Annotated in this window: 21 protein-coding genes; 13 read left to right on the forward strand and 8 right to left on the reverse strand. The window is 60.1% G+C overall.

What is annotated here, in order from left to right; all coding sequences use genetic code 11:
• Nucleotides 1-6 precede the first annotated feature (6 nt).
• Nucleotides 7-1,632 carry a cytochrome c oxidase subunit I gene (ctaD, locus tag WC811_RS10290; protein ID WP_372644006.1) on the reverse strand — a complete coding sequence of 542 codons (1,626 nt, stop codon included), beginning with the start codon at nt 1,630-1,632 and terminating at the stop codon, nt 7-9.
• A gap of 93 nt (nt 1,633-1,725) precedes the next feature.
• Nucleotides 1,726-2,709 carry a cytochrome c oxidase subunit II gene (gene coxB / locus WC811_RS10295; RefSeq protein ID WP_372644009.1) on the reverse strand — a complete coding sequence of 328 codons (984 nt, stop codon included), beginning with the start codon at nt 2,707-2,709 and terminating at the stop codon, nt 1,726-1,728.
• A 507-nt stretch (nt 2,710-3,216) separates the two neighbouring features.
• Between coxB and WC811_RS10300 the strand changes: the two genes are divergently transcribed.
• On the forward strand, nt 3,217-3,687 hold the full coding sequence (locus tag WC811_RS10300) for an invasion associated locus B family protein (protein WP_372644012.1): 471 nt from the start codon (nt 3,217-3,219) through the stop codon (nt 3,685-3,687).
• A gap of 26 nt (nt 3,688-3,713) precedes the next feature.
• Here the strand turns inward: WC811_RS10300 and WC811_RS10305 are convergent, their stop codons facing one another.
• Complete coding sequence (locus WC811_RS10305; protein ID WP_372644015.1) at nt 3,714-4,142, reverse strand: hypothetical protein; 429 nt, start codon at nt 4,140-4,142, stop codon at nt 3,714-3,716.
• 446 nt (nt 4,143-4,588) lie between these two features.
• On the opposite strand from WC811_RS10305, the gene bcsS reads away from it, so the two are divergent.
• From bcsS to WC811_RS10345, 8 genes are all read left to right on the forward strand, one after another.
• Entirely contained in the window at nt 4,589-5,398 is an 810-nt protein-coding gene (bcsS, locus tag WC811_RS10310; protein WP_372644017.1) for a cellulose biosynthesis protein BcsS, read from the forward strand.
• Between the two features lie 92 nt (nt 5,399-5,490).
• Entirely contained in the window at nt 5,491-5,796 is a 306-nt protein-coding gene (locus WC811_RS10315; protein WP_372644020.1) for a hypothetical protein, read from the forward strand.
• Between the two features lie 117 nt (nt 5,797-5,913).
• Nucleotides 5,914-6,450 carry an RNA polymerase sigma factor gene (locus WC811_RS10320; protein ID WP_372644022.1) on the forward strand — a complete coding sequence of 179 codons (537 nt, stop codon included), beginning with the start codon at nt 5,914-5,916 and terminating at the stop codon, nt 6,448-6,450.
• 232 nt (nt 6,451-6,682) lie between these two features.
• The gene (locus WC811_RS10325) at nt 6,683-8,545 is read left to right on the forward strand and encodes a von Willebrand factor type A domain-containing protein (protein ID WP_372645753.1); all 1,863 of its coding nucleotides are present in this window, start codon (nt 6,683-6,685) and stop codon (nt 8,543-8,545) included.
• Nucleotides 8,546-8,792: 247 nt separating this feature from the next.
• Entirely contained in the window at nt 8,793-9,437 is a 645-nt protein-coding gene (locus tag WC811_RS10330) for a TetR/AcrR family transcriptional regulator (RefSeq protein ID WP_372644025.1), read from the forward strand.
• Entirely contained in the window at nt 9,434-10,648 is a 1,215-nt protein-coding gene (locus WC811_RS10335) for an efflux RND transporter periplasmic adaptor subunit (RefSeq protein WP_372644027.1), read from the forward strand. The genes WC811_RS10330 and WC811_RS10335 overlap by 4 nt, the downstream gene beginning before the upstream one ends.
• Entirely contained in the window at nt 10,648-13,779 is a 3,132-nt protein-coding gene (locus WC811_RS10340; protein ID WP_372644029.1) for an efflux RND transporter permease subunit, read from the forward strand. The genes WC811_RS10335 and WC811_RS10340 overlap by 1 nt, the downstream gene beginning before the upstream one ends.
• Before the next feature lie 91 nt (nt 13,780-13,870).
• The gene (locus tag WC811_RS10345; protein WP_372644032.1) at nt 13,871-14,980 is read left to right on the forward strand and encodes a tellurite resistance TerB family protein; all 1,110 of its coding nucleotides are present in this window, start codon (nt 13,871-13,873) and stop codon (nt 14,978-14,980) included.
• A gap of 92 nt (nt 14,981-15,072) precedes the next feature.
• On the opposite strand, the gene WC811_RS10350 is transcribed toward WC811_RS10345, so the two are convergent.
• Genes WC811_RS10350 through WC811_RS10360 form a run of 3 tightly spaced genes read right to left on the reverse strand, consistent with a single transcriptional unit; the run spans nt 15,073 to nt 18,042 of the window.
• Nucleotides 15,073-16,170: an HlyD family secretion protein gene (locus WC811_RS10350; protein WP_372644035.1), complete on the reverse strand. Its 1,098-nt coding sequence runs from the start codon at nt 16,168-16,170 to the stop codon at nt 15,073-15,075.
• Nucleotides 16,163-16,915: an ABC transporter ATP-binding protein gene (locus WC811_RS10355; protein WP_372644038.1), complete on the reverse strand. Its 753-nt coding sequence runs from the start codon at nt 16,913-16,915 to the stop codon at nt 16,163-16,165. Before WC811_RS10355 ends, WC811_RS10350 begins: the two co-directional genes overlap by 8 nt.
• Nucleotides 16,912-18,042, reverse strand: a complete 1,131-nt coding sequence (locus WC811_RS10360; RefSeq protein WP_372644040.1) for an ABC transporter permease — start codon at nt 18,040-18,042, stop codon at nt 16,912-16,914. Before WC811_RS10360 ends, WC811_RS10355 begins: the two co-directional genes overlap by 4 nt.
• A 287-nt stretch (nt 18,043-18,329) precedes the next feature.
• Here WC811_RS10360 and WC811_RS10365 point away from each other — a divergent pair, with 287 nt between their 5' ends.
• Entirely contained in the window at nt 18,330-19,040 is a 711-nt protein-coding gene (locus WC811_RS10365) for a DUF2147 domain-containing protein (protein WP_372644042.1), read from the forward strand.
• On the opposite strand, the gene WC811_RS10370 is transcribed toward WC811_RS10365, so the two are convergent.
• The gene (locus tag WC811_RS10370; protein WP_372644045.1) at nt 19,009-19,902 is read right to left on the reverse strand and encodes an alpha/beta hydrolase; all 894 of its coding nucleotides are present in this window, start codon (nt 19,900-19,902) and stop codon (nt 19,009-19,011) included. The two genes, WC811_RS10365 and WC811_RS10370, sit on opposite strands and share 32 nt — an antisense overlap.
• 511 nt (nt 19,903-20,413) lie before the next feature.
• Here WC811_RS10370 and WC811_RS10375 point away from each other — a divergent pair.
• From WC811_RS10375 to WC811_RS10385, 3 genes are all read left to right on the forward strand, one after another.
• Nucleotides 20,414-22,255, forward strand: coding sequence for a hypothetical protein (locus tag WC811_RS10375; RefSeq protein WP_372644048.1), 1,842 nt, complete (start codon nt 20,414-20,416; stop codon nt 22,253-22,255).
• 106 nt (nt 22,256-22,361) lie between these two features.
• On the forward strand, nt 22,362-22,577 hold the full coding sequence (locus WC811_RS10380; RefSeq protein WP_372644051.1) for a hypothetical protein: 216 nt from the start codon (nt 22,362-22,364) through the stop codon (nt 22,575-22,577).
• A gap of 119 nt (nt 22,578-22,696) precedes the next feature.
• Complete coding sequence (locus WC811_RS10385) at nt 22,697-22,930, forward strand: hypothetical protein (RefSeq protein WP_372644054.1); 234 nt, start codon at nt 22,697-22,699, stop codon at nt 22,928-22,930.
• On the opposite strand, the gene pabB is transcribed toward WC811_RS10385, so the two are convergent.
• Entirely contained in the window at nt 22,901-24,808 is a 1,908-nt protein-coding gene (gene pabB, locus WC811_RS10390) for an aminodeoxychorismate synthase component I (RefSeq protein ID WP_372644057.1), read from the reverse strand. The two genes, WC811_RS10385 and pabB, sit on opposite strands and share 30 nt — an antisense overlap.
• Nucleotides 24,809-25,164: the final 356 nt, after the last annotated feature.

Below are 25,164 nucleotides of genomic sequence, written 5' to 3' on the forward strand. Positions count from 1 at the left end.
CTTCGATCAGTGATGGTCTGTCGCCGCGATGCGCGGCAGCGTCTCGTAGGAGTGGAAATTCGGCGGCGACGGCAAGGTCCACTCAAGCGTCGTTGCACCGACGCCCCAAGGGTTGGCGGCAGCCTTCTCCTTCTTGATGAAGTAGGCGTAGAACATGCCGTAGAGGAAGACGAGCAGGCCGGCCGTCGTGATGTAGGAGCCGTAGGACGAGATCCGGTTCCAGAACTCGAAGCCTTCCGGATAGTCGGCGTAGTGGCGCGGCATGCCGGCCAAGCCGAGGAAGTGCTGCGGGAAGAACAGGATGTTGGCGCCGATGAAGGTCAGCCAGAAGTGCAGCTTGCCGAGGAACTCGCTGTACATGTATCCCGACATTTTCGGGAACCAGTAGTACCAGCCCGCGAAGATCGAAAACACGGCGCCGAGCGAAAGCACGTAATGGAAGTGCGCCACGACGTAGTACGTGTTGTGCAGCGAACGGTCGACTCCGGCGTTTGCGCACATAACACCGGTCACGCCGCCGATCGTGAAGAGAAAGATGAAGCCGAGCGCCCAGATCATAGGCGTGCGGAACTGGATCGAGCCCCCCCACATCGTCGCGATCCACGAGAAGATCTTGATGCCCGTCGGGACGGCGATAACCATCGTCGCGAACATGAAGTAGGCCTGCGTATCAACGCTGAGGCCCGCCGTGTACATATGATGAGCCCAGACGACGAAGCCGACCAAGCCGATGGCGACCATCGCGTAGGCCATGCCGAGGTAACCGAAGATCGGCTTCCGCGAGAAGGTCGAAACGATGTGGCTGATCATGCCGAAGCCCGGCAAGATGAGAATGTAAACTTCGGGATGACCAAAGAACCAGAACAAGTGCGCGTAGAGCAGCGGGTCACCGCCGCCGGCGGCGTCATAGAACGTCGTGCCGAAGTTACGGTCCGTCAGCAGCATCGTGATGGCGCCGGCAAGAACGGGCAGCGACAGCAGCAGCAGGAACGCGGTCACGAGCACCGACCAGGCAAACAGCGGCATCTTGTGCAGCGTCATGCCGGGGGCGCGCATGTTGAAGATCGTGGTTATGAAGTTGATGGCACCGAGGATCGAGGAGGCGCCAGCAAGATGAAGCGACAGAATGGCGAAGTCGACGGCCGGTCCGGGATGGCCGATCTTGCTCGACAGCGGCGCGACAACGATCCAACCCGTGCCGACGCCGTTCGCATCAGCCGTTCCAGGAACGAACAGCGAGATGAGAAGAAGCGTGAACGCGACCGGCAAGAGCCAGAAGGAGACGTTGTTCATGCGCGGGAACGCCATGTCCGGCGCGCCAATCATCAAAGGCACGAACCAGTTGCCGAAGCCGCCGATCATGGCGGGCATAACCATGAAGAACACCATGATCAGGCCGTGCGCCGTTACGAAGACGTTATAGATGCCTTCATTCGCGAAATATTGCAGACCCGGCGCCTGGAGCTCAAGTCGCATCATGACCGAAAGGAAAGCGCCGATGCAGCCCGCGAAGATCGCAAACAACAGATAAAGGGTGCCGATATCCTTGTGGTTGGTCGATAAGAACCAGCGCCTGAAGAATGGCGGGGCGTGATCGTGGTCATCACCCGCTGCGTATGCCGTGCTTCCCATTTCGTAGAGCCCTTGTCCCGGTAGTTTGTCTGAATCTTCTTGTTTGTTATGTCGATATGCTCGCGGCGCCGACTGACATCGGCCATTTTGCCGTTACTGCGCCTGCGCTACGGACTGCTGAATGACAGCCTGGCTTGCGGTATCCGCGTCGAGGATCTGCTGAGCCTTTTTCTTGTCCTTGGCCTTCAGCGCCGCCATCCATGCATCATAAACCGGCTGCTCGACAACACGAACAACGATTGGCATGGCTGAGTGCAGCTTACCGCACAGCACCGAGCACTGGCCGTGGTATGAGCCGATCTTCGTCGCCCTGAACCACACCGCCGAGGTCCGCCCCGGAACGGCCTGCATCTTCACGCCGAACGACGGGATGGTCCATGAGTGAATGACATCGTTCGACGTCACCAGAACGTCGACGTTCTTGTTCACGGGAACCGCGATTTCCTGGTCGACCGCGAGGCGGCGGATCTTCTTGTCTTCATTCCAGACCGGAAGCGAATCCACATAGAGAGCGTTGTGAAGCGCGGCGCCTTCAAGCGCGCCATATTTTTTGTCGAAGGCGTCATCGCCTATTTTCGCCCGCAGCACGTCTTCGTCGTTGATCATGTTGGACGTGAGCGTGATTTTCTCGTCGACGTACTCGTGCTCCCAGAACCAGGCGTTGCCCGTGGCCTTGATCGTCACGTCCGGTTTCGGGAACGTGTATTGATTAAAGAGGAGGTGGAAGGACGGAATGGAAATGCCGACGAGGATCAGAATCGGCACGATCGTCCAGGCAACTTCGAGGATGGAGTTATGCGTGGTGCGGGAGGGAGTTGGATTGCGCTTCTCGCTGAAGCGGAACATCACGTAGAGCATCAGGACGAGCACGAAAAGGACGATGATCGTGATGATAATGTTCACGATACTAAACAGGCTCGAAATCTCATCCATGATTGGCGAGGCGGAAATCTGCAGCCCAAGCTCGCCGTCGGTCGGTTGACCCAGGCCGGCCAACGCGGGGGACACGCCACCGAGAGCAACCGCCATGCACACGGCCGCCAGAACGGCAACCGCGCCAAACATCCTTCTAGACATTCCTTCGCTCCCAGTTTGTCGCCCCGGATCCCGCCGACGCGACAGCCTCCCATTGATTTGACACGCCCTACGAGCGGTCAATCCCCGTTTGTTTGTTGCCCGGCTCGATAACCGGGATCGGCCGGACATGTCCGGACCGTATGCCTCATCGATTTGTTAAGGCGGGTTGATAAAGAGCACAATCCGTTCAAACGCCTCAAGTCAAGTTTTCTGCGTCATTTATTCGCGAAACCGTGCGAGAGATCAGCGAATCGATGACCTTAGCCGATCAATGCCCGCCACCCCGGCGCGACAGAATTCGGCCGAATTCCTAGCCGACGAAGCGCACTCTTTCCAGCATTGCAATCACAGGGCGCCGCCCGCGAGACCGAGGACAACCGCTTGTCGCTGCAAAACCCGGGTTCCAGAAGCGGACGCTCTATCTCATGGCGCGTAGGAAGAAGGTTTTCTCTGAGCAATTGGCCAATCGTAGCGTGCAGCGCCTTCGCACTTGCACAAGCCGCTGCCATGCTCGCCATCGCTACCCCGTCATTTGCGGTCGATGCTCCGGAAGGTACGGTTAAGGCCCAGTACGGCGATTGGCAGGTCGTCTGCAAGGACCCTCCCCCCGGTTCCAAGAGCTCGGTTTGCGCCCTCGTACAGAGTGTGACCGCCGAGGACAAGAACAACATCGGCCTGACCGTCTATTTCCAGAAGTTCTCGAACGGCACCCGAGTGCTTCGCGTGTTCGCGCCCCTCGGCGTGCTTCTGCCGCCGGGGCTTGGGCTCAAGATTGACAATAAGGATGTCGGCCACGCGCCGTTTCTGCGCTGCCACAGCTTCGCGTGCTACGCGCAGGTTGTTGTCGACGATCCGCTGATCACCCAGTTGTCGACTGGCAAGACCGCAATCTTCATTATCTTCCAGACCGAGGAGGCGGGTATCGGCATCCCGATCTCGCTCAAAGGGTTCGCGGATGCTCTCAAAGATCTGAAATAAGGGCCGCCGGCGGACTTAGGACCGCCTCAGGCGACCTTGCGCACCGGCTGCTCCGAAACGGCGATATCCTCACGATCCAGAAGGACCAGCGTATCGCGCGAGGATTGTGCGTGCATCGGAACGACCGCTGGCGCCACGGCTTCGGCCGCCGTCTCGACCACGGCCGCAACGCGCGGAGCGGCGTCGATATATTCCTGCATCAACGCGGTACAGAGTTCCGCATTGGCATTGAGAAAATCCAGGGGCGTCGCCGGCCGCATCACCTTATGCGTCCAGTGCACCAACGCACGCGTCTGGCGGGCGTGGAGGCTCGCGAATTCGAGATGTGAGCGACCAACAACTTTAAGAGCCGGTTGCCAGAAATATGAGGTTACATCGACCATCTCGAACATATTCTGAAACATCGTGTAATATAGCGGAGTATTTTTTGCTCGCGCTTCCGCGTCCTCTGCCATTGTTGCGTCCTCCCAGACACAAGTATTTGGGTCTTGATTCGGACCCGTTTAATTTCTTTACGGCGCTTGCAATGACGACCTGCGCTTGTTTTACAAAACGTAGCACGCCTCCGATGCATCTACAGTTCACAGATGCGTGCGCCTCATAGCCGAACTCGCGTTCCAACATATTGCGGCGCATCAAATCTCTGACTTGCGCGATCACCGCGAGCGCTGCGGTTCGGCCCAGCCCACAGCCTGTGGTTAATTTATTATTATTCTGCAATCAACGATTGTTAAGCAATTTCATCTTTGTTCTTCTTGACGAAAACTCTGTTTTACTAGCCTTATGATCAATACGTTTAATACGAAATTCATTTGAGTTGTGCGTGCGCATGCGTGGAAGTTTTCGTCGGCGCGGCGGTTCTTTTGGTATTGTCGCCGGGCGTTGGGCGATCGCAATGTTTATGGCGATGTCAGCGCCGACGATCGCACTGGCTCAAGCTGCACAGGCTCAGGCCGACGACGGTCCGGCCACTGGCGCTAGCCCATCCCAATATGGCTGGCGGGAAGTTTACGGCGGAGTCGACGCCGCGCGCGACCAATGGCTTTTTTATTCCGGGGTGACGCTCGCGCCGTTCAGCCGGGACATTTACAGCGATGGCTGGCGGCTGCGTTTCGGAGGCGGATACGGCCGCTACAGCTACGACGGCATTGGCCCGCACACGAACTGCGGAGCCGCCGCTATGAATGACATCTGCGGGGAGAGCGACCGGAAACGGCAGCGCTACGACGTTTCGCATTCTTATGCCGAGGCTCTTCTCGGGTATTATCTCCAGCTCGGGCAATTGACGGCAAAGGCTTTTGCGGGCGCCTCTATGTCGTCCGAGAAGCACCTCAATGCGATCGATCCGTCGAACGACAACGACGGCACGGAATTCGGCGTCAAAGGCGCATTGGAGTTTTGGCTGACGCTCAGCGACACGTCGTGGACATCGCTCGATTTCAGTTATTCGACGGCGCGGAACGAGACGGCATCGCGGTGGCGGACGGGCTGGCGCATGACACCCGCGCTCTCGATCGGGCCAGAGCTTCGCTACGACAAGAACATCGAAACCGGAGACGACGCCTGGACTGGCCGGAGCGGCCTCTTCGCGCGCTATGAATGGACGGGCGGCGAAATCTCACTGGCCGGCGGGGCCGAGTGGTGGGTCGACGACTGGGCGCCGGAGGCCCCCTCGGCGTATGGGAACCTCAACCTGCTTTTTCACTATTGAACATGTTGCCGGCCGGACCTTGCCAAGCCGGAAGCAAACGTTCTTCTATCCTGCTTCGATAGGGAATCGCGCGTCAGCATTGCGAGAGGCCGATGACGAAAGCTCTCACGACCGTTCCGGTCTTTATTCTTGTGAGCTTTTTGGCCGTCCATTTTTCGGCCGAGGCTCACGCCGGCGCATGCGCATCTTCTCCGGTCGTGGCGCGGGGCGAGGAATCGCGTTTCCTCTGGATGGCCAAAACTAAGACGCGCGCCAACTGGCGGACGAAGGTGCGCGCGCTCCCTGACCTCGGTCCCGATTATGCGAACTGGGCGCGCGCGCAGGACACCGAGGAACGCTGCCTCACCGGCCCCAAGGGAACGGTTTGCACGTTTACCGGCACGCCATGCCGGCCATAGCGCGTCGCCGATCATCGCCGTCACAATTTTTCTTCCAGCGCGCCCAAGGAAAATCCCATCCCTCCCGTCCAATGTCTGCGAGGGCGTGGGCCGAAAGTCTTGGGTGTGGACAAAGGCGTGGACGACGAGAGGGATGAAACGCTCGCTTTGCGCGCGGCCCGCGGCTGCCGGGCATCGTTCGCGCGCCTGCTCGAACGCCACTACGAACGCATCTTCCGGCTGGCGTGGCGCTGGTCTGGGTCTCGCGCCGCCGCCGAAGATATCGCGCAAGACGTCACGCTGAAACTTGCGTCCGCCATCAGGTCTTACAGGGCAGACGCGGCTTTCACGACGTGGCTGCACAGGATCGCCTATACGACGACGGTCGATTATCTCCGGCGCGACCAAAGGATTGTCGCGACCGAACCGTCAGAGATCATAAGGCTTATCGATGCAAGCGCCTCGACGGAGCACGCGGATACTGGGCTTAGCGATCTTTGGAAGGCCGTCCGGTCACTTCCCGATCAGCAGCGCGATGCGGTGCTCCTCGTCTATGGCGAAGACATGAGCCACGCAGAAGCCGCAAGCGTCATGGGCTGCAGCGAGAAGACAGTGTCGTGGCATGTGCATGAGGCGAAGAGACGATTGAAAGTGCTGCTCGAGGCAACTGGCTAACGCAATGACCCAACGCGACCTCGAAGATCTGAGAGACGTGACGTCGCCCGCTCCGAGCCCGGCGGCAAAGCGCGCGGCCATCGATGCGGCGCTCGTTGCGTTCGATGCGACGTCGGCCGCCACGCACAAAAATATTGAATCCGCATCCCAAGAAAACATCCGCGCCGTTCGTCCCATGCGAACGAGCAACGCAAACCGGAGTTTTCGCATGGGGTACGCATCACGTCAGACTATGGCCATCGCAGCATCGCTCGCCGCGCTCGTCATCGCAGCGCCAATCGCATTCAAGACGTACGAGCGAGAGCAACCTATTTCGGACACACTCGAACCTTCGAAACCGGATATCGATGCACGATATGCTCAGCCCATTGCGGTCGACGAAAAGCAGAAGCTGAGAGCCGGAGACTCGCCGTCTCCTTATGCAGCGGTAGCGCGTGAGGACCTCGCAACATCGGCTTCAGTTTCCGCCGCGCCGCCTCCCTTGCCTCTCGACACAGTTTCGCCCGCGCCAATGGCAGGGCTTGCGGATGGGGCGCAACACGACGGGCTTAGGAAGATCTCGCCATCGTACCTTACGGGCAATCTCTTGGGGCGGCCGATTGAGCGTTCGCGCGCGTTCATCGCCGGAATTCCGCAAGAGGAACCGACGGCGTCACCGCAATACAACGATCGTGATGTCTTCGAGGCGACGAAAATCAATCCTGTTAAGCAGGTCGCGAGCGATCCGGTTTCGACGTTCTCCGTCGATGTCGATACGGCTTCGTACTCCTTCGTTCGGCGCGCGCTCAACGCCGGCCATCTGCCGCCGAAAGATGCCGTGCGCGTCGAAGAGATGATCAACTACTTCCCTTACGACTATCCTGCGCCTGCGACGCCGGACATTCCATTCAAGCCGACGGTGACGGTGATGCCCGCGCCTTGGAAGCCGACAGACCTGCTCGTTCACATCGCGATCAAGGGTTACGAGCTGAAGCGCGCAGAGCGGCCACGCGCCAACCTCGTCTTTCTGCTCGATGTTTCGGGATCGATGGACGGCGACGACCGGCTGCCTCTCGTGAAGACGGCGCTTCGCATGCTCGTCGACCAGTTGCAGCCCGACGATACGGTCGGCATCGTCACGTATGCGTCGGGGTCCAGCATCGCGCTGGAGCCGACGAAGATCGCCGACAAGCAGAAGATCGTCGGCGCGATCGACGCGCTCGGCGCCGGTGGCTCGACGGACGGCGCCGACGGGATCGAAGACGCCTATCGGCTTGCCGAAGCGAATTTCGATAAGGCCGGGGTCAACCGGATCATTCTTGCGACGGACGGAGATTTCAACGTCGGCGTCACGGATCGCGATCAACTGAAAGGTTTGATCGAGCGCAAGCGCGCGACGGGGATTTATCTGTCGATCCTCGGCGTCGGGCAGGGAAACCACAACGACGCCTTGATGCAGACGTTGGCTCAGAACGGCAACGGCACGGCGGCTTACGTCGACACCTTGAACGAAGCACGCAAGGTGCTCGTCGACGAGGCCTCATCGACGTTGTTCCCAATCGCAAAAGACGTCAAAGCGCAAGTCGAGTGGAACCCGGCGCGTGTTTCAGAATACCGGCTCATCGGTTACGAGACACGCGGACTCGCTCGCGAAGACTTCAACAACGATCAGGTGGACGCGGGCGACATCGGCTCCGGCCATACGGTGACGGCGATTTATGAAATTACTCCAGCCGGTGCGCCGCGCCTCGTCGATGACCTCCGGTACGGGAAGCCGGCGAGCGGCACACACGAAAGTGTGGCTGGCACAGACAATAGCGAATTCGGCTTCTTGAAATTGCGCTATAAGAAACCAACCTCAAGCACGTCCGAGTTGATCTCGGTTCCGATTTCAAATGCGCTTGCAAAGCCAGCGATCGGCGATGTTTCGCAAGATGTTCGCTTCTCCGTCGCGGCGGCGGCCTTCGGCGATCTGCTGAGGGGAGCCCCATTTGAAGCGAAATACTCGTTCGACGACGTTATCGCTCTCGCGCAGACGGCACGCGGCGACGATCCATTCGGATATCGCGCGGAATTCGTGAATCTCGCTAGGCTGGCGAAATCCGCCCGGCCGTAAGGCTCGGGCAGTTGAGAGAGGAGCGGTGGGTTGCGGGACCTACTGCTCCTCTTTTTTTGTATTATTTCTGTGTAATCAATTGCTTATTGCCAATCACATCCGACTTTTCGTCTTCATCGCCTTCAGCGCGGCTGCAATAAAAAATTACAAAGCGAACATGCATTCGCCTTGATCGCACCGCAATCCAACGCCAAACAGAACGTCTGTTCGTTTTTCGGTCCTTCCTTTTGAGGGTGGTCAGTCGGTCATGCCGAGGCTCAAGCCGGATACCCAACGCGCGCGGCGCGAGCACATTCTTGACGCAGCGCTCCGATGCTTCGCTCGCGGCGGCTTCCACGCGACCACGATGCAGACGATCTGCCGGGAAGCCCACGTCTCCCCCGGCGCGCTATACCTCTACTTCGATAGCAAGGAAGCGCTGATCGCGGGTTTGTGCGAGCGCGACCGCGCAGAATTCGCCGGACGGTTCGCGACGCTCGCGACAGCGCCGGATTTCCTCGAAGCGCTTCGCGAACTCGGCGAGCATTATTTGGTCGAGGAGAGCGCGGAGAAGCAACGCTTCGTCATCGAGATGGGCATCGAGTCGACGCGCAACCCGCGGATCGCGGAAATTTTCATGAGTGTCGACAAGTATTGCAACGACAGTTTCGAAGCCCTGTTCCACCGCCTTCATGCTGAGGGCCGCATCGCCCCCCGCGTCGACATTCCGACACTGGTGAAAGTTTTCAATGTTTTCGGTGACGGGATGTTCTGGCGGCGCGCCATCGATCCCGAAGCCGACGTCGGCGCCGTGATGCCCATCATCATCGAGATGATCGGCGGTTTGCTCAATCCGACAGACGCTGCTGTCCTGCCTCAGTCAAAATCTTCCGCTCGCGAGGCCAGACAATGAATTTGAGAAAATTTCTCTTTGGCCTTCTAGCAGCCGGAGCCGTCGCGGGCGGCGGGTATTTCTACTTCGAGAAGAAGCACGCGGGCGAGGTCCAGGCTGCGCGGCTCGAAGCTGCTAAGCCGGTCGCCGCGCCGGCTATCACCGTATCGAAGGTTGTGACCGAGAATTTCGTCGAGACTGCTGCGGTGTCGGGCTCCCTCGTGCCGCGAGAAGAGATTCTGGTTTCGCCAGAAGTCGAAGGCCTGCGCGTTCTCGAACTCCTCGCGGACGAAGGCGACAAAGTTAAAAAAGGGCAGGTTCTCGCGCGGCTCGTCGCTGAGCAACTCGACGCGCAACTTGCGCAGAACGACGCCAACTTGGCGCGCTCGGCGGCAGCCATCGCGCAGGCACAAAGCCAGATCGTGCAATCCGAGGCGCAATCCAAGGAGGCGGCCGCTCAGCTTGAGCGCGCGGTTCCGTTGAAGCAGTCCGGATATCTCTCGGGGGCGACCTACGATCAGCGCGAAAGCGCCGCGCACACAACGGCGGCGCAGCTCATCGCGTCGCGTGATGGATTGAAAGCCGCCGTCGCCGACAAGGAGCAGGTCGAAGCACAACGACGCGAACTTCTCTGGCGGCGAAGCAACACCAATGTGACGTCCCCCGAAGACGGTATCATCAGCAGACGGACGGCGCGTATCGGCGCCATGGCGTCCACCAATGGCGAACCGATGTTTCGCGTAATCGAGAACGGACAAATCGAGCTTGATGCGGAAATCGTCGAAACCGAGCTGAAGGATGTGAAGATCGGGCAGAAGGCTATCGTCACGGTGCCGCAGATCGGAGATTTCGAAGGCGAAGTGCGCCTCGTCTCGCCGGAGGTCGATAAGTCGACGCGGCTCGGACGGGTCAAAATCTTTCTCGGCGCCAACCCGGCCCTGCGGATCGGTTCGTATGCACGGGGACGGATCGAGACGGCGTCGGGTCGCGGGCTGGCCGTTCCGTCATCGGCCGTTGCATTCGATCATGACCTCGTGTCGGTGCAGATCGTCAAAGACAACAAGGTGCAAAAGCACATGGTCAAGGTTGGCCTCGTTGCCAACGACCTCATCGAGATCAAAGACGGCGTCAAAGAAGGTGATCTCGTGGTGACGCGCGCCGGAACCTTTCTGCGCGACGGCGACATCGTCCGCCCGATTCTTCCCGAGCCGCGGCTGAGCGAGGCGAAGTAATGAAAATCAACATCTCGGCATGGTCGATCCGGCGTCCGGTTCCCGCGATCGTTCTGTTTGCGGTGCTGATGCTGCTCGGCACGCTCAGCTTCAAATCGCTGCCGGTCACGCGCTTCCCGAACATCGACGTTCCGATTGTGTCGATCAAGGTGACACAATCCGGCGCGGCTCCGGCCGAGCTTGAAACGCAGGTTACAAAGATCATCGAGGACGCAGTCGCCAACCTCATCGGCGTCAAGCACATCACCTCGACGCTGACCGATGGCCTATCGTCGACCGTCCTCGAATTCCGCCTTGGCACGGACACCGATCGTTCATTGAACGACGTCAGAGACGCCGTCGCTGAAGTTCGCGCCGATCTCCCGCGCACGATCGACGAACCCATCGTCGAACGCATCGACGTTGAGGGGCAGGCCATTCAATCGTTTGCCGCGACGTCTCCGGGGATGACACTGGAACAGCTGTCGTGGTTCGTTGACGACGTCATCAAGCGCAAGCTGCAGGCGACCAAGGGTGTCGGCCGCGTCGAACGCTATGGCGGCGTCGATCGCGAAATCCGCGTCAATCTCGATCCCGACAAGCTGCTGGCCTACGGAATCACCGCCGCCCAGGTGAACAGCCAAGTCCGGGCGACGAACGTCGATCTCGGTTCGGGGCGCGGCGAAGTTGGAAATCAAGAGCAGGCCATCCGCACGCTCGCGGGCGCGCGGCAGGTCGAAACGCTCGGCGACGCCAAGATCATCATGGGCGGCGGGCGCGAAGTCCGGCTCAAGGATCTCGGACGCGTCATCGATGACGCGAGCGAGCAGCGGTCGTTCGCGCGGCTCGACAGCAAGCCGGTCGTCTCGTTCTCGGTCTTCCGCACGAAAGGGTCGAGCGAGCTTTCCGTGTCCGACGCGGTTGCTAGCTCGCTCAAAGAGCTCGAAGCTCAATATCCCGATGTTCACCTGACGAAAATTGACGACGCTGTCGCGTACACGCGTGGAAACTACGTCGCGGCGATGGAGACGCTCATGGAGGGCGCCGCGCTTGCGGTGCTCGTCGTGATGCTGTTCCTGCGAAATTGGCGCGCGACGATGATCTCCGCGATCGCGCTGCCGCTTGCCGCCATCCCGACATTCTGGGCAATGAGCGCGCTCGGATTTTCTCTCAACCTCGTGAGCCTGCTCGGCATCACACTCGCGACCGGCATTCTCGTCGACGACGCCATCGTCGAGATCGAGAATATCGTGCGCCACATGCACATGGGCAAATCGCCCTATCGCGCGGCGCTCGAAGCGGCTGATGAAATCGGCCTTGCCGTCATCGCGATCACGCTGACGATCGTCGCGATCTTTGCGCCGGTGTCGTTCATGGGCGGCGTCGCTGGGCAGTATTTCCGACAATTCGGATTGACCGTCGCCGTTGCCGTTCTCGTTTCGCTGCTCGTGGCGCGTCTCATAACGCCGATGATGGCGGCTTATCTGTTGCGGCCAATTCCGGAAGTGCACCATGTCGATGGGCCGCTCATGCGTTTCTATACGCGCTTCCTAACGATGACGCTGCGTCACCCCTACCTCACGCTCATTACTGGCGTGGCGCTCTTCTCGGTTTCGATTTACGCGACCACATTGCTGCCGACGGGCTTCCTGCCTGAGGAAGATACATCTCGCGTCGTCGTCGCCGTCGAACTGCCGCCCGGCACGCAGCTTGACGAGACGCAGGACAAGACAGACGACATCGTTAAATCTCTCGAGAGCATTCCCGAGATTGAGCAGGTCTTCGTGCTCGGCGGCACGAGTCCGACCGGCCAGCTCGAAGTCCGGCGCGCGGCGCTCTACGTGAAGCTTGTTCCGAAGGACGCGCGGAACCTGACTCAGAAGCAGCTCAAATCCATCATCGCCGCCAAGATCTCCGACATTCCGGATACACGCGCCTGGTACGTCAACGAGCGCGGCGAGCGCGAGCTTTCGTTCTCGATGTTGTCGCGCGATGGCGACGATTTGAATGCCGCCATCGGCAAGGTCGAAGGCGGATTGCGAAGCGTGCCCGGATTCCGAAACGTCGCCGCATCGGGATCGACGGATCGTCCCGAGATCCGCATCGTGCCGCGCCTCGACGTTGCCGCGCGCCTCGGCGTGGCGCCGGACCAAATCGCCGAAGCGATCCGCGTCGCAACGATCGGAGACGCGGGCTTCAATCTCGCGAAGTTCACGATCGGCGATCGGCAAATTCCCATTCGCGTGCAGCTTGAGGAAAACACCCGGGCCGATCTGAAGCACATCGAGCAGCTACGCCTGACCAATTCGGACGGCAAGGCCATTCCATTGACTGCGGTCGCATCCGTCTCGCTCGGGCGCGGACCGGCGTCGATTGAGCGGTTCGACCGCTTGCGGCGTGCGGTGGTCGGCGTCGATCTCGATCGCGGCATGGCGATGAGCACGGCGCGAGAGAAATTCTTGAAGGTCATCGAGGACCAGAACCTGCCGAAGTCGGTTACTCTGCAACCATCCGGCGACGCCGAGGTTCAGGACGAAGTCGCGGAAGGTTTCATCACCGCGATGGGGACCGGCATCCTGATCGTCTTCGGACTGCTCGTGCTTCTCTTCGGTAGCGTGTTTCAACCGGTTACGATCTTGCTGTCGCTCCCCCTTTCGTTCGGCGGCGTCGCATTGGCGTTGCTGGTCACGAACAATCCGATCAGCATGCCGGTCTATATCGGCCTTCTGATGCTCATGGGCATCGTGACGAAAAACGCAATCATGCTCGTCGACTTCGCGATCGAGGAGATCGCGTCCGGCATCGGGCGGGAGACGGCTGTGATCGACGCGGGACGCAAGCGTGCCCGGCCCATCATCATGACAACGCTGGCGATGGCAGCGGGTATGCTTCCCAGCGCGCTTGCGTTCGGCGACGGTGGCGAATTCCGGGCGCCGATGGCGATCGCGGTGATCGGCGGGTTGCTGGTGTCGACGCTGCTATCGCTGGTGTTCGTGCCGTCGTTCTTTACCGTGATGGATGACGTCGGCCATCTGATGCAGCGGATTTTCGGTCGTTTCATCGGTCCCACGGATGAACCCGGCGACGAGGTCAATGAAACCGCGAAATCTCGCGCGCACCCGCCCAACCCATTGCCAGCCCCGGCTGAATAATTCGGAAAGTATTGTCCAGACGTCAGATTGTGCGGGTATCACTGTAAGCCTACGTTGCAATACGATGGCCGAAACAGAAGGACCCCCCGCCATGTTCGACGCCAAATCCATTCTTGAAAGCATCGTCCGAGGTGCTGCACCTCCTGCATCCGGAGCTTCGCCCCAGACGGGCGGAGGCTTGGGAGACATTTTGAATGAGATTCTAAAGAATGCCGGGGGCGGAGCAGGTGGAACGCAACAGGCGGGAACCCAGCCAACGGGTGGCGGCGGTCTTGGCGATATTCTGAGCCAGATCGGCAAGAGCCTGTCGCAAGGACAGGCGCCAGCATCGGCGGCCCCTCAGGGTGGCTCGGGTCAGGTACCGACAGCTTCCAGTCCCGACCTCGGAGATATCCTCTCCCAAATCAAGGACAAGCTGGGGCAGGCTGGCGGCTCGGTCACGGATGGCGGGAGCATCGGCGACATCCTCGGGAAAGTCTTCGGCCAGGCGACGCAGGGCGTCAAAGAAGGTTCCTCGCGTATTGGTGAAGCGACCGGCGCGAACGATGTGCTTGGACGGCTTGCGGCCGATCCGCAGGCTGCGCAGATCCTCGGACAGCTGAAGGAATTCGTTCAGAACAACCCTTACACGTCGGGCGCAGCGGCCGGTGGACTCGGCGGCCTGGTGCTTGGCACGCAAACCGGCCGTTCGCTCGCGGCCAGCGCGGCACGCGTCGGCGCCTTGGCGATGATCGGCGGCCTCGCGTACAAGGCGTTGCAGAATTATCAAGCTGGACGGCCGCTCATCACCGGTGCTGCCTCGGCCGAGCCACCCCCGGCTGGATCGGGTTTCGAGCCGTCGGCTGTCAGCAACGACGCAGCAAAACTCTACATTCAAGCCATGATCGCTGCTGCCCATGCCGACGGAAGGATCGACCCGAGCGAGCATGACAAGATCCTGGGCAGCTTGAAGCAAGGCGGACTTGGCAGCGAAGCCGAGGCGTTTTTCGCAAAAGAACTCAACAGCCCGGCTTCGGTTCAAGACCTCGCGCAGTCCGTCGAAAGCCCGCAAGAGGCCGTTCAGCTTTATGCTGCGGCGCGTATCGCCGTCGCCGACAACTCGCCTGCCGAGAAGGCGTTCTTGTCGTCGCTCGCGTCGGCACTGAACCTCGATCCGCAGCTGGCCGCGCACATCGACGCGACGGCCGCGGCGGCGGCTTGAACCAAACCTGCCGCGCGCAGACTGCATAAAGAAAAGGGCACCCGCACTGTTGCGGATGCCCTTTTTGCTTTTCGAAATTCTGGCGACTGCCGTCAGTTCGTCTTGGTGATGGCGGCCGTATTGCTCGTACTGGCAGCCTGATTGTCGAGCTTGAAGTACGTGTCGACGCGCATGCCGGTGAAGAGCGGCGGATGACCGTCGAGCGAGATCATGACCTCAACGACTTCGACATCGTTCGGCCGGCGGGGACCGCGCGTGGCGATGCGCGGTGCTCCGAGCGATTGGGAGATCGACGTCACAGTGCCTTCGAATGTCTTGTCGGGGAAGGCATCGGCCTTCACGACGACGCGCTGGCCAACGTGGACTTTTGCGGCATCGCGCTCTTCGACTTCAGCGCGAAGGCGAAGGCTCGACATGTCGCCGAAGGCGACGAGCGCGCTGTCTGGCGACGGGACGGCGGTTTCACCGACACGCGCCAGAATATTGAGGACGGTGCCGTCGGCGGGAGCGCGAATGCGGGTGCGCTCAAGTGCGAGTTCGGATGACGTCAGGTCGGAGCGCGCCAACGCGAGGGATGATTCCAAGCGCTGCTCAAGCGGCATACCGGGTTCGTTCTGAACCTGAGCGAGCTTGGCCCTGGCCGCAGTCAAAGCGTCTTGCTTGGCGGCCAGATCCTTGCGTGCGGTTTCGACGGCGTTCTCGGGACCCTTATCGGTTTTCCAGGCGCGGTAAGCGGTGTCAAAAGCTTCGTGGGCGGCAAAGACGGCGCGATGGGCCTTCGAAAGCACGTCTTCGGCGTTGCGGCGGTCTTGGGCGGGGCCAGTTGCGGGCTCGTCAGCGCGCTCGCGTTCGCGGACGCTCGCTTCAGCAGCGGCGGCATGAAGCTTGTTGTAATAATCTTCGTCGTCGAGGCGGATCAAAAGATCACCGGCTTTCACCTGATCGTTGGTTTTACCGAGAACCTCGACGATCTTGCCGCCGACTTCACCGGCGATACGGACTTCGCCGTCCTTCGGTTCGACGCGCGCCGTCGCGGATGCCGCCCACTGCGGAACCGGTGCCGACGTGTCCGCTTGGGCCGAGCCCGTGATGTCGGTTTGGGTCAGTGCGTTGATGCCAAATCCACCGACGAGCGCCAGGGCGGCAGCTGCCGCAATGGTCGTGATCGTGGGATTAATCTTCTTAAGCATGCAGCTTGCGCCTCTTCGTCAAATCCGTGATTTCGGGGGCGTCTATGCCTTCCGGCCGGCGTTCCTCGCCGACGATTTTGCCGTCTTCGATGCGCACGACGCGATCGGCGTATCCCAAGGTTCGCGGGTCGTGCGTAACGGCGAGCACGCTGCGATTCTGTTCCTTAGCAATGCGAGACAGGAGCGCCATCACCGCATGACCGTTCTCGCTGTCGAGTGCCGCCGTCGGCTCGTCCGCCAGCACGATGGACGGGGAGCTGGCGATGGCGCGGGCAACAGCAACGCGTTGCTGCTCGCCGCCGGAAAGATTGCGCGGGTAATTGGTCAAGCGATGACCGAGTCCAACTTCACGCAGCACCTCTTCGGACCGGCTTGTCGCGGCGAAGCCCTTGATGCCCCGGACGTCGAGGGCAATGCGGACATTCTCAAGCGCATTGAGCGTCGGGAAGAGGTTGTAGGACTGGAAAATGAAGCCGATGTGATCGCGCCGGACTTTCGCCAGCTGTTCGGACGAAAGACCATCGATCACGGTATCAGCGATGCGGAGGCTGCCCGACGTCGGCTTCATGATGCAGCCGAGGATCGAGAGCAGTGTTGTCTTGCCGGAGCCGGATGGCCCCATCAGCAAAGTCAGCTCACCGGGCACCAGTTCCAGCGATACGCCTTTGACGGCGACCACCAAACCGGCGCCTGAGCCCAGCTCCTTGACGATATTTTCTGCCCGCATGACGGAGGTCATTGTCATCTCGAAAACACCGTGGCCGGATCTATCTTCGTGACCTTGACGATGGCCGAAAGCGCCGAGATCGCGCACATAAATAGCGTGAGTGCGAAGAGCCAGAATGCCAAACCAGGTGTCATTACCAATGGCAACGACGAGTTCCTGCTGAGGTAGAGTATCAATAGCGCGATCACCATACCGAGCACGTAACCCATGATCGCGCTTAATGCCGCTTGAGCCAGAATGACCTTGTAAATGTAGCCCCTTGATGACCCCAGCGCACGCAATGTCGCGAATTCGTGAATGTGATCCTTGGTGCTCGAATACAGCGTCTGAGCCACGATCACGGTGCCGACGAGACTGCCGAGAATGGCGCCGCCGATGAGGGCTAGGCCCGCGCCGGTCTTGAACAGCCATTGCTTGAGGCTGCGCGATTCGAACTCGTCCTTGGTCAAAACGTCGGCTGAATCGAGACGCTTGGAGAGGTCCTGCTGGACCTCCGTGAGGCTTGCACCGGGGGCCAGCTTCACAAGCAGGAAGGTCGATTTATCGTCGTCAGCACCCAACAGTTGGCGCGCGCGGTTGAGCGTGGTGTAGGCGTAAGGCGATTGGGTGAACGAGCGAATGCCCTCCGTCAGGGCGCGGATCTTAACGCGACCGTTCGCGGCTTGGGCGGTGTCACCGATACCATTGATGCCGAGTTCGCTCAGATACGTTTGGTCGACGGCGATGGCGTCGGGGGCTTTGATGTCCTCGATGGTGCCCTTGGTCAACGACCATGGGACGAGCCCTTGGTCGTCAGCATCGGCGCCAATCAAGACGACGCGCGAGGAGCCGCCTTCCGGCTTACGCCATTCAGCAAATGCGACGACGATCGGCACGACGCTTTCGACGCCCGGTGTCGCCAGCGCCTGATGGCGTTCGCGATCGCCCAGTAGCAGGCCGCCATCTTCGAAGCTCTTGGCGCCAAACGTGGTAACGATAAGATCGGCGTTCGAGCGCGCGATGTTTGCCGTGATCATGCGGCTGGAGCCAAGGTAAAGCCCAAGTTGCACGGCCACGAGAACGATCGAGAAAAGAATGCCGACCAGCGTCACCGCCAAGCGGACGCGATCATGCAGCAAATTACGGAGCGCGAGCGTAAAAACCATGTGCCTGCGGGATCTCTCAAACGTTTCTAAAAGGGCCTTCTAGGCCGGTACTTGGCGCTTGCCCTGAAATCAAACAACCGGCGCGCCCGTGCATCACAGGGTCGTATAACCCTATTGTCTCGTTGCTACCACAGCGAAACGCCAAATCGATCCGCGTCACGTTTTGCCGGCATAGGCGCCAAAGCTCACGATTTCACTGATCAAGGACAAAATTGCCGAAGCCTTAGCGAGGGTTTAACAAATAGGCTCCAATGTTTTGCCTCTTTCGCGGCATAGGAGTATGAAAGTTGAGCTTTCATCTGCGGTTTATTGTCATGCGTTGCTTCAACATTGCGAATTGTTCAGGCGTTGCTTCCGCTGCCGCGGGGCTCTTACTCAGTGTCGCGGGTTTTGCCGCTCCGGCGGCCGCCGATCCGAGAGAGGTCGGCATCTGGTACGACGATACCGGCAAGGGCGCAGTGAAGATCGAGATCTGTACACCGACGACTCTCTGTGGAAAGATTTATTGGCTCAAAGAGCCGATGGCCGACAACGGCCAACCAAAAATTGACGCCTATAATCCCGAGCCATCGAAGCGCAAACGTCCGATCTGCGGTCTTCCGATTTTGGGCGACCTCGAGAAAATTTCGGATGGCGGTTTCGATAACGGATGGGTCTACGATCCGAAGGAAGGCAAATCGTACAGCGTCGCGCTGGATCTCGTCGATGCCGACACCCTGAAGGTGACCGGCTACAAGGGCATGCGCTTCCTGGGCAAGTCTTTCATCTGGACTCGCGCCCCCGCCGATCTGCCGTCGTGCGATTCCCAGGCTGCGCTGCCGCCGGTTCCAGCACCGGTTCCAGCCGTTCGGAAGAAGCAAGCGTCGTCCGATACGAAGAAGAACAAAGCTGAAGCCGGCGCCTCCAAGCTTGGAGCCGCCGACGTCGCGAAGTCATCTCATAAGAAGAAAACCGCAAAGGCGGCGGCTACTCAGCCGCCCCCAATTGCTTCGAACTAGTCGTCGAAGCGGGCTTCTGAACGGCGACCTTGTCGGCTTGGCGCGCGAGCGTGCGGTCGACGAATTCTGACGTACGATCAACGACATAACCGCGCTGACGATCGAGCGTCACGAGGTGGTAGCTGTCGTCCAACACCGATACTTCGACCAATCCGCCGAGCTTACGCTGAAGCGCCATCGTATTCTTGATGTCGCTCTGATCGTCATGGCGCGGGTGGAAAATCAAAGTATGGAGTTTGACGAGCGGCAACATCGGCCGCACATTTCTGACGAGTGACAGGAACTCGTACACCGTGCCGCCGCCACGCTCGGTGATGTCGGCCGGGAGGTTGTCGGAGCCCCGCATCGATTCAAGCGCGAAATTGCGGACGCGCTCGTCCTTGATGCCGTAAGGCGCAGGCGTGCGGAACTTGAACAGACGAGCGGTCCACTTATCGGTGACGAGGTGGAACAGCTTTATCGTTTTCGGGATCGCCCAGCCATTAACGGACAGCGTCGGCGCGTAAAGCATCAGACCGCAGGCTTGGTCCTGGCGATACGCCGCGAGCCTCAAAGCCAGGATCGATCCGGCCGAAGCACCGCCGATGATAATGTTATCGCAAACTGTCCGCATGTGGTCGAAGGCCGCCGCGACAGACTTATACCAATCCTGCCACGTCGAGAGGCCCGAGACGTCGGTTCCGAAGGTGAGGCCCGGAACCACGGGGCAGTAAACCGTCATACCCTTGCGAGACAACGCGTGAGCGACTGTCTTCATTTCCAACGGCGAACCGCCGAGAGAATGAATCAACAGAACACCCGAGCGGCCGCCGGGGATGTACAGACTTCCACGAGGGGCCTGAAATTTTTCTTGGTTTTTCATTACCTACGTTGAACTCGTTATTTTCCCTGTCGGTGGCTCTTACGACGCGTCCGCTTTGGATGCCAACGCAACTTTGTCGCGTCGCCACAGATTTGAGGTTCTTTGCAGATTCCCGTAGTTGAGACGTGGTTTGTGAAGCTATTACGAAGTGGCTGAAAACGCCATAGCTTTTGACATTGGCTTACTTCAGTTTGGTTAAGTTGGACGTCATGCCGCGGTCATTTCCCCGAACGGTGTTGCTGCGTTGCAGCAGAGACGTGGGGATCACGAGCTGACGTTACCAGTGTTCCGCGGTATTTGGTCCCTGATGGACAGAGCGCTAGAGCACACCGCCGGACAGGGGCCAAAAATCCGGCGAACTGGAAAAAATCCTGACCCGGGCGACGAATAAGCAGGAATTACGACTGTCTCGTCACTGTTCACCCGCAATAGGTCCATTATACTTAAACAGGCATTACCGGCCGCGCCCTGCGGAACTCCACCGGTAGGACTAGGCTGGGACCGAGCTGAAGTGACATTTTCGCCACGCCCGCCCATTTCGCTGCTGATCGTTGCGGCGATGGTGCTCAACCCGCTTTCCCCCCTTATCGCCACCCTCCCCGCGTGGGCGGAGCCGATCAACCGTGCGGACTATGAGGCTTGCCAAGCCAAGGATGACAACGCGCTCAAAGCGGCGGTTGTCGCGATCACGACTCAGGCCATTACGAACGGCACGAAATCGATCGACTACAAGGTGCTCGTCGCGGAGCAATGGCGGCAGAGAAACCTTGATCAGATCATCGACAACCGCGTCGACATCGCGGTCGGCGAAGTGACCAACGAAACGAGCTGGTCGGAGCGGCTGCAGTCGCTGGCTTACGCGGAGAAGTCGCAGCAGCTCGCGACGATGGTTGCGGAACGCGTCTATCGTTCGGACGCGGTCAAAGCGGGGATCGAGGATCTGGCTGCCGGCGTTGCGAAGGACGTCGGCAAGACAATCGAGTTCGCCAGTTCCGACGCAACGGGGTCGCTGCTCGATTGCCTCAAAGCTTACGTCGGGCCGCGCTACGGCGGCGCGGTCGCCACTGCGCTTGCGGGCGACGCCAGCAAAGGCGTTATTGTCGATCCGAGCAAGGGTTCGAGCGACGCTTCGACCGGAGCGATGTTGAAGGACTCCAGTGGTGGCCTTGCCGGCGCGACCCTCCTGATCGTGCGCCGGCAGCTTGCCAATCTCGCAGAGCGGATCGGCCAGCGCATCGTCGGCAGCGTTCTGTCGCGGCTTGTTTCGGTGGTCGCGGGCGGCGTCGGGCTGGTGCTGATCGCCAAGGACCTCTGGGATTTCCGCAACGGCGTCCTGCCGATCATCGCGCAGGAGATGAAAGCGCCCGCGACGAAAGAAAAAGTCCGCGACGAGCTTGCCACCACGCTCAATCAGCAGATGAACGACCACGTCAAGGAGATCGCGCAAGCGGCGGCCGATCAGGTCATCGAAGTCTGGCAGTCGTTCCGGCGAGCCCATGCCCTGGTGCTGCGCACTGCAGACCAGAGCGGCGAATTCAGAGCGTTCCTCGACGGGGTGAAACCCGAGGCGCTGCCCCGGCTCGACGAAGTGGTGTCGATCTTGGTGGCGTCCGAAGGCGAAGCTTCGATCCTGAGGCGTCTTCAGGATGGTTCGCTCAACACGGCCGTCCATCTCATGCCCGAGAAGGGGATGGAAATCGCGCGGGACCTGCAATCGATACAGGCAGGCCTCGACTGGTCGGCGCTCGCGGGCGACCAGCTTGGAAGCGTGGTCGAATACGAGTTGCATAAGCGGATCAATCCCAAGGCTCTCACCCGCGCCTCGCTCGACAGGATCCTGGCGCTGAACGACCGAACGGCCATCATCAAGATCGCGAGCGTGTCGCCGGAAGCCCGCGACATGCTGTTCACGCTGAACTCCGACAATCTCAACAGCCTGCTCAGGTCGCTGTCCGAGGATGAGCTGAAGGCGTTGGCCGGGTACCTTTCAGCGCTGAAGCCGGAGCCTCGGGAAAAAATCTTGGCGGCGGTTGCCGCCCAGCCGGCCAAAATGCAAATCCTGGCCTCGCACCGCGTCCGCGAGCGCATCATCGCCAGCAGCGACCAGTCGGCGGCGGTCGACATGATGCTTACGCCGGCGGCCGGGGTTTCGACGGACGCCCTCATTCATGACGTAAGGCTCGTCTGGGATGGGCGGGTTGCGCCGCTTCTGCTCTGGGACAAACATCCCCAGGCGGTGGGTCTCGCGGGCCTTCTGGGCCTCGTCGTGCTCTTCTGGTTCGGCCGCCTCTTCCGGCCGAGGCGGGTTTCGGGTCCACGAGCCGATCCGAAGGCCGGCAGCACATCGGTCTGAGCTTCCCCAAAGCTTTCCACATCAATCGCTGACGCGTCGTCTCAGGTGTCGCCGGCGCCTGCTATATAGATTCGCGACTTGAACCCGCAAACAAAGGGGGGCGGACATGCGCGTTCGATTTAGAAGCGAGGAGGGAGTTCACGACATGGGATTGAAGGCGCCGGGCATCATTACGTTTATGCTCTCTGTGATTTTGACGGTGATCGTCCTGATGTCGAAATTTTTCGGTGCAGAGATCCCCGGTGTTACCGGAAATGAATCGTGGGCGATGCTCGGGGCTTATACGATCCTTATGCTCGGTTGCATGGTTCGGGGCATGTAGCGGGGGCGGGATGACCCGTTCGCGTCCGTTTCGGATTGTCTCAATTTGAGTCGTTTGAAAGTGGCCGGACTGGGCCTGCGCAAGGTGTCGCGCGGCATCCGGTGGACTGGAGAGGCGTCATGCTGGTGAGTATCGATCAAGGCATGCCGAAAGAAATTTCTCAGGTCTTCGCCCGTCGCGCGCGGCTTTCGTCCAAGGCCATCGTCACTGCCATCATTTTGACGCTGGCGGCGCTGGCGGCGATTGCGATCGCCGCCCTGCAAGAGACCAAGACCTCGGTCAGAGATTTCGAGCCCGCTACGCGGCTGTCGGTCGGGAGCGGGTCAGTCCTGGTGCCGGTCGTCAACCGCTAGGCGCGGCACGAGCGGCTCGGCGCGCACCAGACCGCGAACCGAATTTCCGAGAAAAATCTCTTTCGCGGTGTTGACGTCTTCGATCGTCAAGCGGGTTTCGATGGCACGACCTTCATCAATCAGCGCCGCGCGCAACGTGCCGGGCAGCAGTCCGGCGGCGAGGCGCGGCGTCACCAGGCGTCCGTCGCGCTCAATGAAAATCGTCGTGCGGCTCCCCTCGGCAAGCTCGCCGTTTTCGTTGAGATAGATAACCTCATCGGCACCGAGCGTGTCGTGGTAATGTTTCCATTCCCGATCGTAGAGTTCGCGGCGTGTCGTCTTGTGATAAAGAAAGAGATCCGCGCTATTCATATGCGTATCCGAAATCACATAGCGCATGACGGCATCTGCGGCCGTCGCGGCTTGCGGCGTGGCCGTCACGGAGACGCCGCCGTCTTCGTCGAGAAGCAATCGTAACCGCTGACGTTGATCAGGAGCGGTTGCGATCGCCGCGCCGATTTCATCGCGGACTTTCACAGCGTCGTAAGCGAAGCCGAAATAGGCGGCTGACGCAGCGAGCCGCGCGAGGTGATAGCCCCTAAGCCAGATGCCTTCTCCCGGCACATACACCATCGTTTCGATCAGTTCGAAGCGGCGCACGGGATCGGTCAGAAATTTCATCTTGAGCAGGCATTCGGCGTATTCCTTCGGTCCATCGGAATCAGCGACGACGCCGGAACCGATGCCCATTTCGCCGGCGCCCTTGCGATCGATGATGGCCGTCCGGATCGCGACGTTGAATTGCGCTGAGCCGTCGGGCGAGAAGCGGCCGATGGCGCCGCAGTAGACGCCGCGCGGTTCGGTTTCCAGCTCCCGGATAAGCTCCATGGCACGGATCTTCGGCGCGCCGGTGATCGAGCCCGGCGGAAAGATCGCCTTCAGGATGTCGACGATGCCGATGCCGTCTTTCAAGTGGGCTTCGACGCCCGATGTCATCTGATGGAGCGTCTTGAAGGTCTCGACCGTAAAGAGATCGGTGACATTGACGGAACCGAGATCGGCGATACGGCCGAGGTCGTTGCGCATCAGATCGACAATCATCAGATTTTCGGCGCGGTTCTTGACGTCCTTCGAGAGCGCGACGCGTACTTCGGTTTCGCCTTCCGGCGTTCCCGCACGCGGAGCCGTCCCCTTCATCGGCCGCGTCTCGATGATGCGATCGTGCTGGTTGATGAAGAGTTCCGGCGATGCCGATAGGATCGTGATGTCACCAGTGTCGACAAGGCCCGCGTAGGCGACGCGCTGCTTCAAGCGAAGATCGCGGTAGAGCGCGAGCGGGGAACCTTGAAGATTGAACTTGGCCTTGAATGTCAGATTGAGCTGATAGATGTCGCCGCTTCTGATGTTCTTTTGAACCTCGTCGAAACGCTTCAAATAAGAAACACTGTCCCAGCTATGGGCCAGTTCGCCGAGAGTCGGATTGCCAATCGCTTCTTCCGTCAGCCAGCCCTGGACCTCGGCGCCGGTCAACTGACGGGGCGAAGCGTAAAGGCCGAACCAGAGCAGCGGAACCTTGCGCTGCGGCGGCAGGAGATGCGCGAGCCTGGGCTCCAGCAGATAACCGAGTTCGTAAGAGAAGAAGCCGGCGGCGTGCAGACCGTTGCCGACGCCCGCCTGCAAAGCTTCCAATGCCGGACCAACCTGTTCGGGAGTATCGGCCCGGATGATCTCGACAGGCCTCTCGAAAAGCTCAGAGAGCGCATCGAGGCTGGTGCTGTTATCGAGCAGCACGAAACCCTCGGCAAGCGCAGGGGATTTCGGCTTGGCGGGATTATCGAGAGCGGTATTGGTTGTCATTGGGCTGTGGGCGTTAGCGGAGTTAATGGAATTGGACTGCATTCGCCAGCTTCTAGCGCGGCCGACGGGCGATTGCCACACTGCGTTGGTCCGAAGAGCAGCCCCGACTGGAGCAAGACTGCCGCAAGCGGTCGCACCACGTCGTCGCGTCCGCCGGAAATTGTGCTAGGGGCAACGCAACAAAACGATCATTATCGCATTTGGCAGATCGGCCAGATTACCAAGTAGAGCATTATGGGATCCCGCATGAGAGCGATCTGCAAGCGAGCGCTGCCCGCGATGTGCCTGTTTCTCGGCGCGTGCGACGGCACGGGGCAGCACCTGCAGTGTCGCGATGCGGCCTTAACGGCAGAATGTCAGGGTCTTCTACGGGCTTGCGGCGCCGATTCCGCTATGAC

Source organism: Hyphomicrobium sp., assembly GCF_041659645.1.
Classification (GTDB): domain Bacteria; phylum Pseudomonadota; class Alphaproteobacteria; order Rhizobiales; family Hyphomicrobiaceae; genus Hyphomicrobium_B.

Excerpts from the sequence above, each read along its gene's own strand:
- ctaD (WP_372644006.1), bottom strand. The coding sequence starts at position 1,632 with ATGGGAAGCACGGCATACGCAGCGGGTGATGACCACGATCACGCCCCG.
- coxB (WP_372644009.1), bottom strand. The coding sequence starts at position 2,709 with ATGTCTAGAAGGATGTTTGGCGCGGTTGCCGTTCTGGCGGCCGTGTGC.
- WC811_RS10300 (WP_372644012.1), top strand. The coding sequence starts at position 3,217 with ATGCTCGCCATCGCTACCCCGTCATTTGCGGTCGATGCTCCGGAAGGT.
- WC811_RS10305 (WP_372644015.1), bottom strand. The coding sequence starts at position 4,142 with ATGGCAGAGGACGCGGAAGCGCGAGCAAAAAATACTCCGCTATATTAC.
- bcsS (WP_372644017.1), top strand. The coding sequence starts at position 4,589 with ATGGCGATGTCAGCGCCGACGATCGCACTGGCTCAAGCTGCACAGGCT.
- WC811_RS10315 (WP_372644020.1), top strand. The coding sequence starts at position 5,491 with ATGACGAAAGCTCTCACGACCGTTCCGGTCTTTATTCTTGTGAGCTTT.
- WC811_RS10325 (WP_372645753.1), top strand. The coding sequence starts at position 6,683 with ATGGCCATCGCAGCATCGCTCGCCGCGCTCGTCATCGCAGCGCCAATC.
- WC811_RS10330 (WP_372644025.1), top strand. The coding sequence starts at position 8,793 with ATGCCGAGGCTCAAGCCGGATACCCAACGCGCGCGGCGCGAGCACATT.
- WC811_RS10335 (WP_372644027.1), top strand. The coding sequence starts at position 9,434 with ATGAATTTGAGAAAATTTCTCTTTGGCCTTCTAGCAGCCGGAGCCGTC.
- WC811_RS10340 (WP_372644029.1), top strand. The coding sequence starts at position 10,648 with ATGAAAATCAACATCTCGGCATGGTCGATCCGGCGTCCGGTTCCCGCG.
- WC811_RS10345 (WP_372644032.1), top strand. The coding sequence starts at position 13,871 with ATGTTCGACGCCAAATCCATTCTTGAAAGCATCGTCCGAGGTGCTGCA.
- WC811_RS10350 (WP_372644035.1), bottom strand. The coding sequence starts at position 16,170 with ATGCTTAAGAAGATTAATCCCACGATCACGACCATTGCGGCAGCTGCC.
- WC811_RS10355 (WP_372644038.1), bottom strand. The coding sequence starts at position 16,915 with ATGACAATGACCTCCGTCATGCGGGCAGAAAATATCGTCAAGGAGCTG.
- WC811_RS10360 (WP_372644040.1), bottom strand. The coding sequence starts at position 18,042 with ATGGTTTTTACGCTCGCGCTCCGTAATTTGCTGCATGATCGCGTCCGC.
- WC811_RS10370 (WP_372644045.1), bottom strand. The coding sequence starts at position 19,902 with ATGAAAAACCAAGAAAAATTTCAGGCCCCTCGTGGAAGTCTGTACATC.
- WC811_RS10380 (WP_372644051.1), top strand. The coding sequence starts at position 22,362 with ATGCGCGTTCGATTTAGAAGCGAGGAGGGAGTTCACGACATGGGATTG.
- WC811_RS10385 (WP_372644054.1), top strand. The coding sequence starts at position 22,697 with ATGCTGGTGAGTATCGATCAAGGCATGCCGAAAGAAATTTCTCAGGTC.
- pabB (WP_372644057.1), bottom strand. The coding sequence starts at position 24,808 with ATGCAGTCCAATTCCATTAACTCCGCTAACGCCCACAGCCCAATGACA.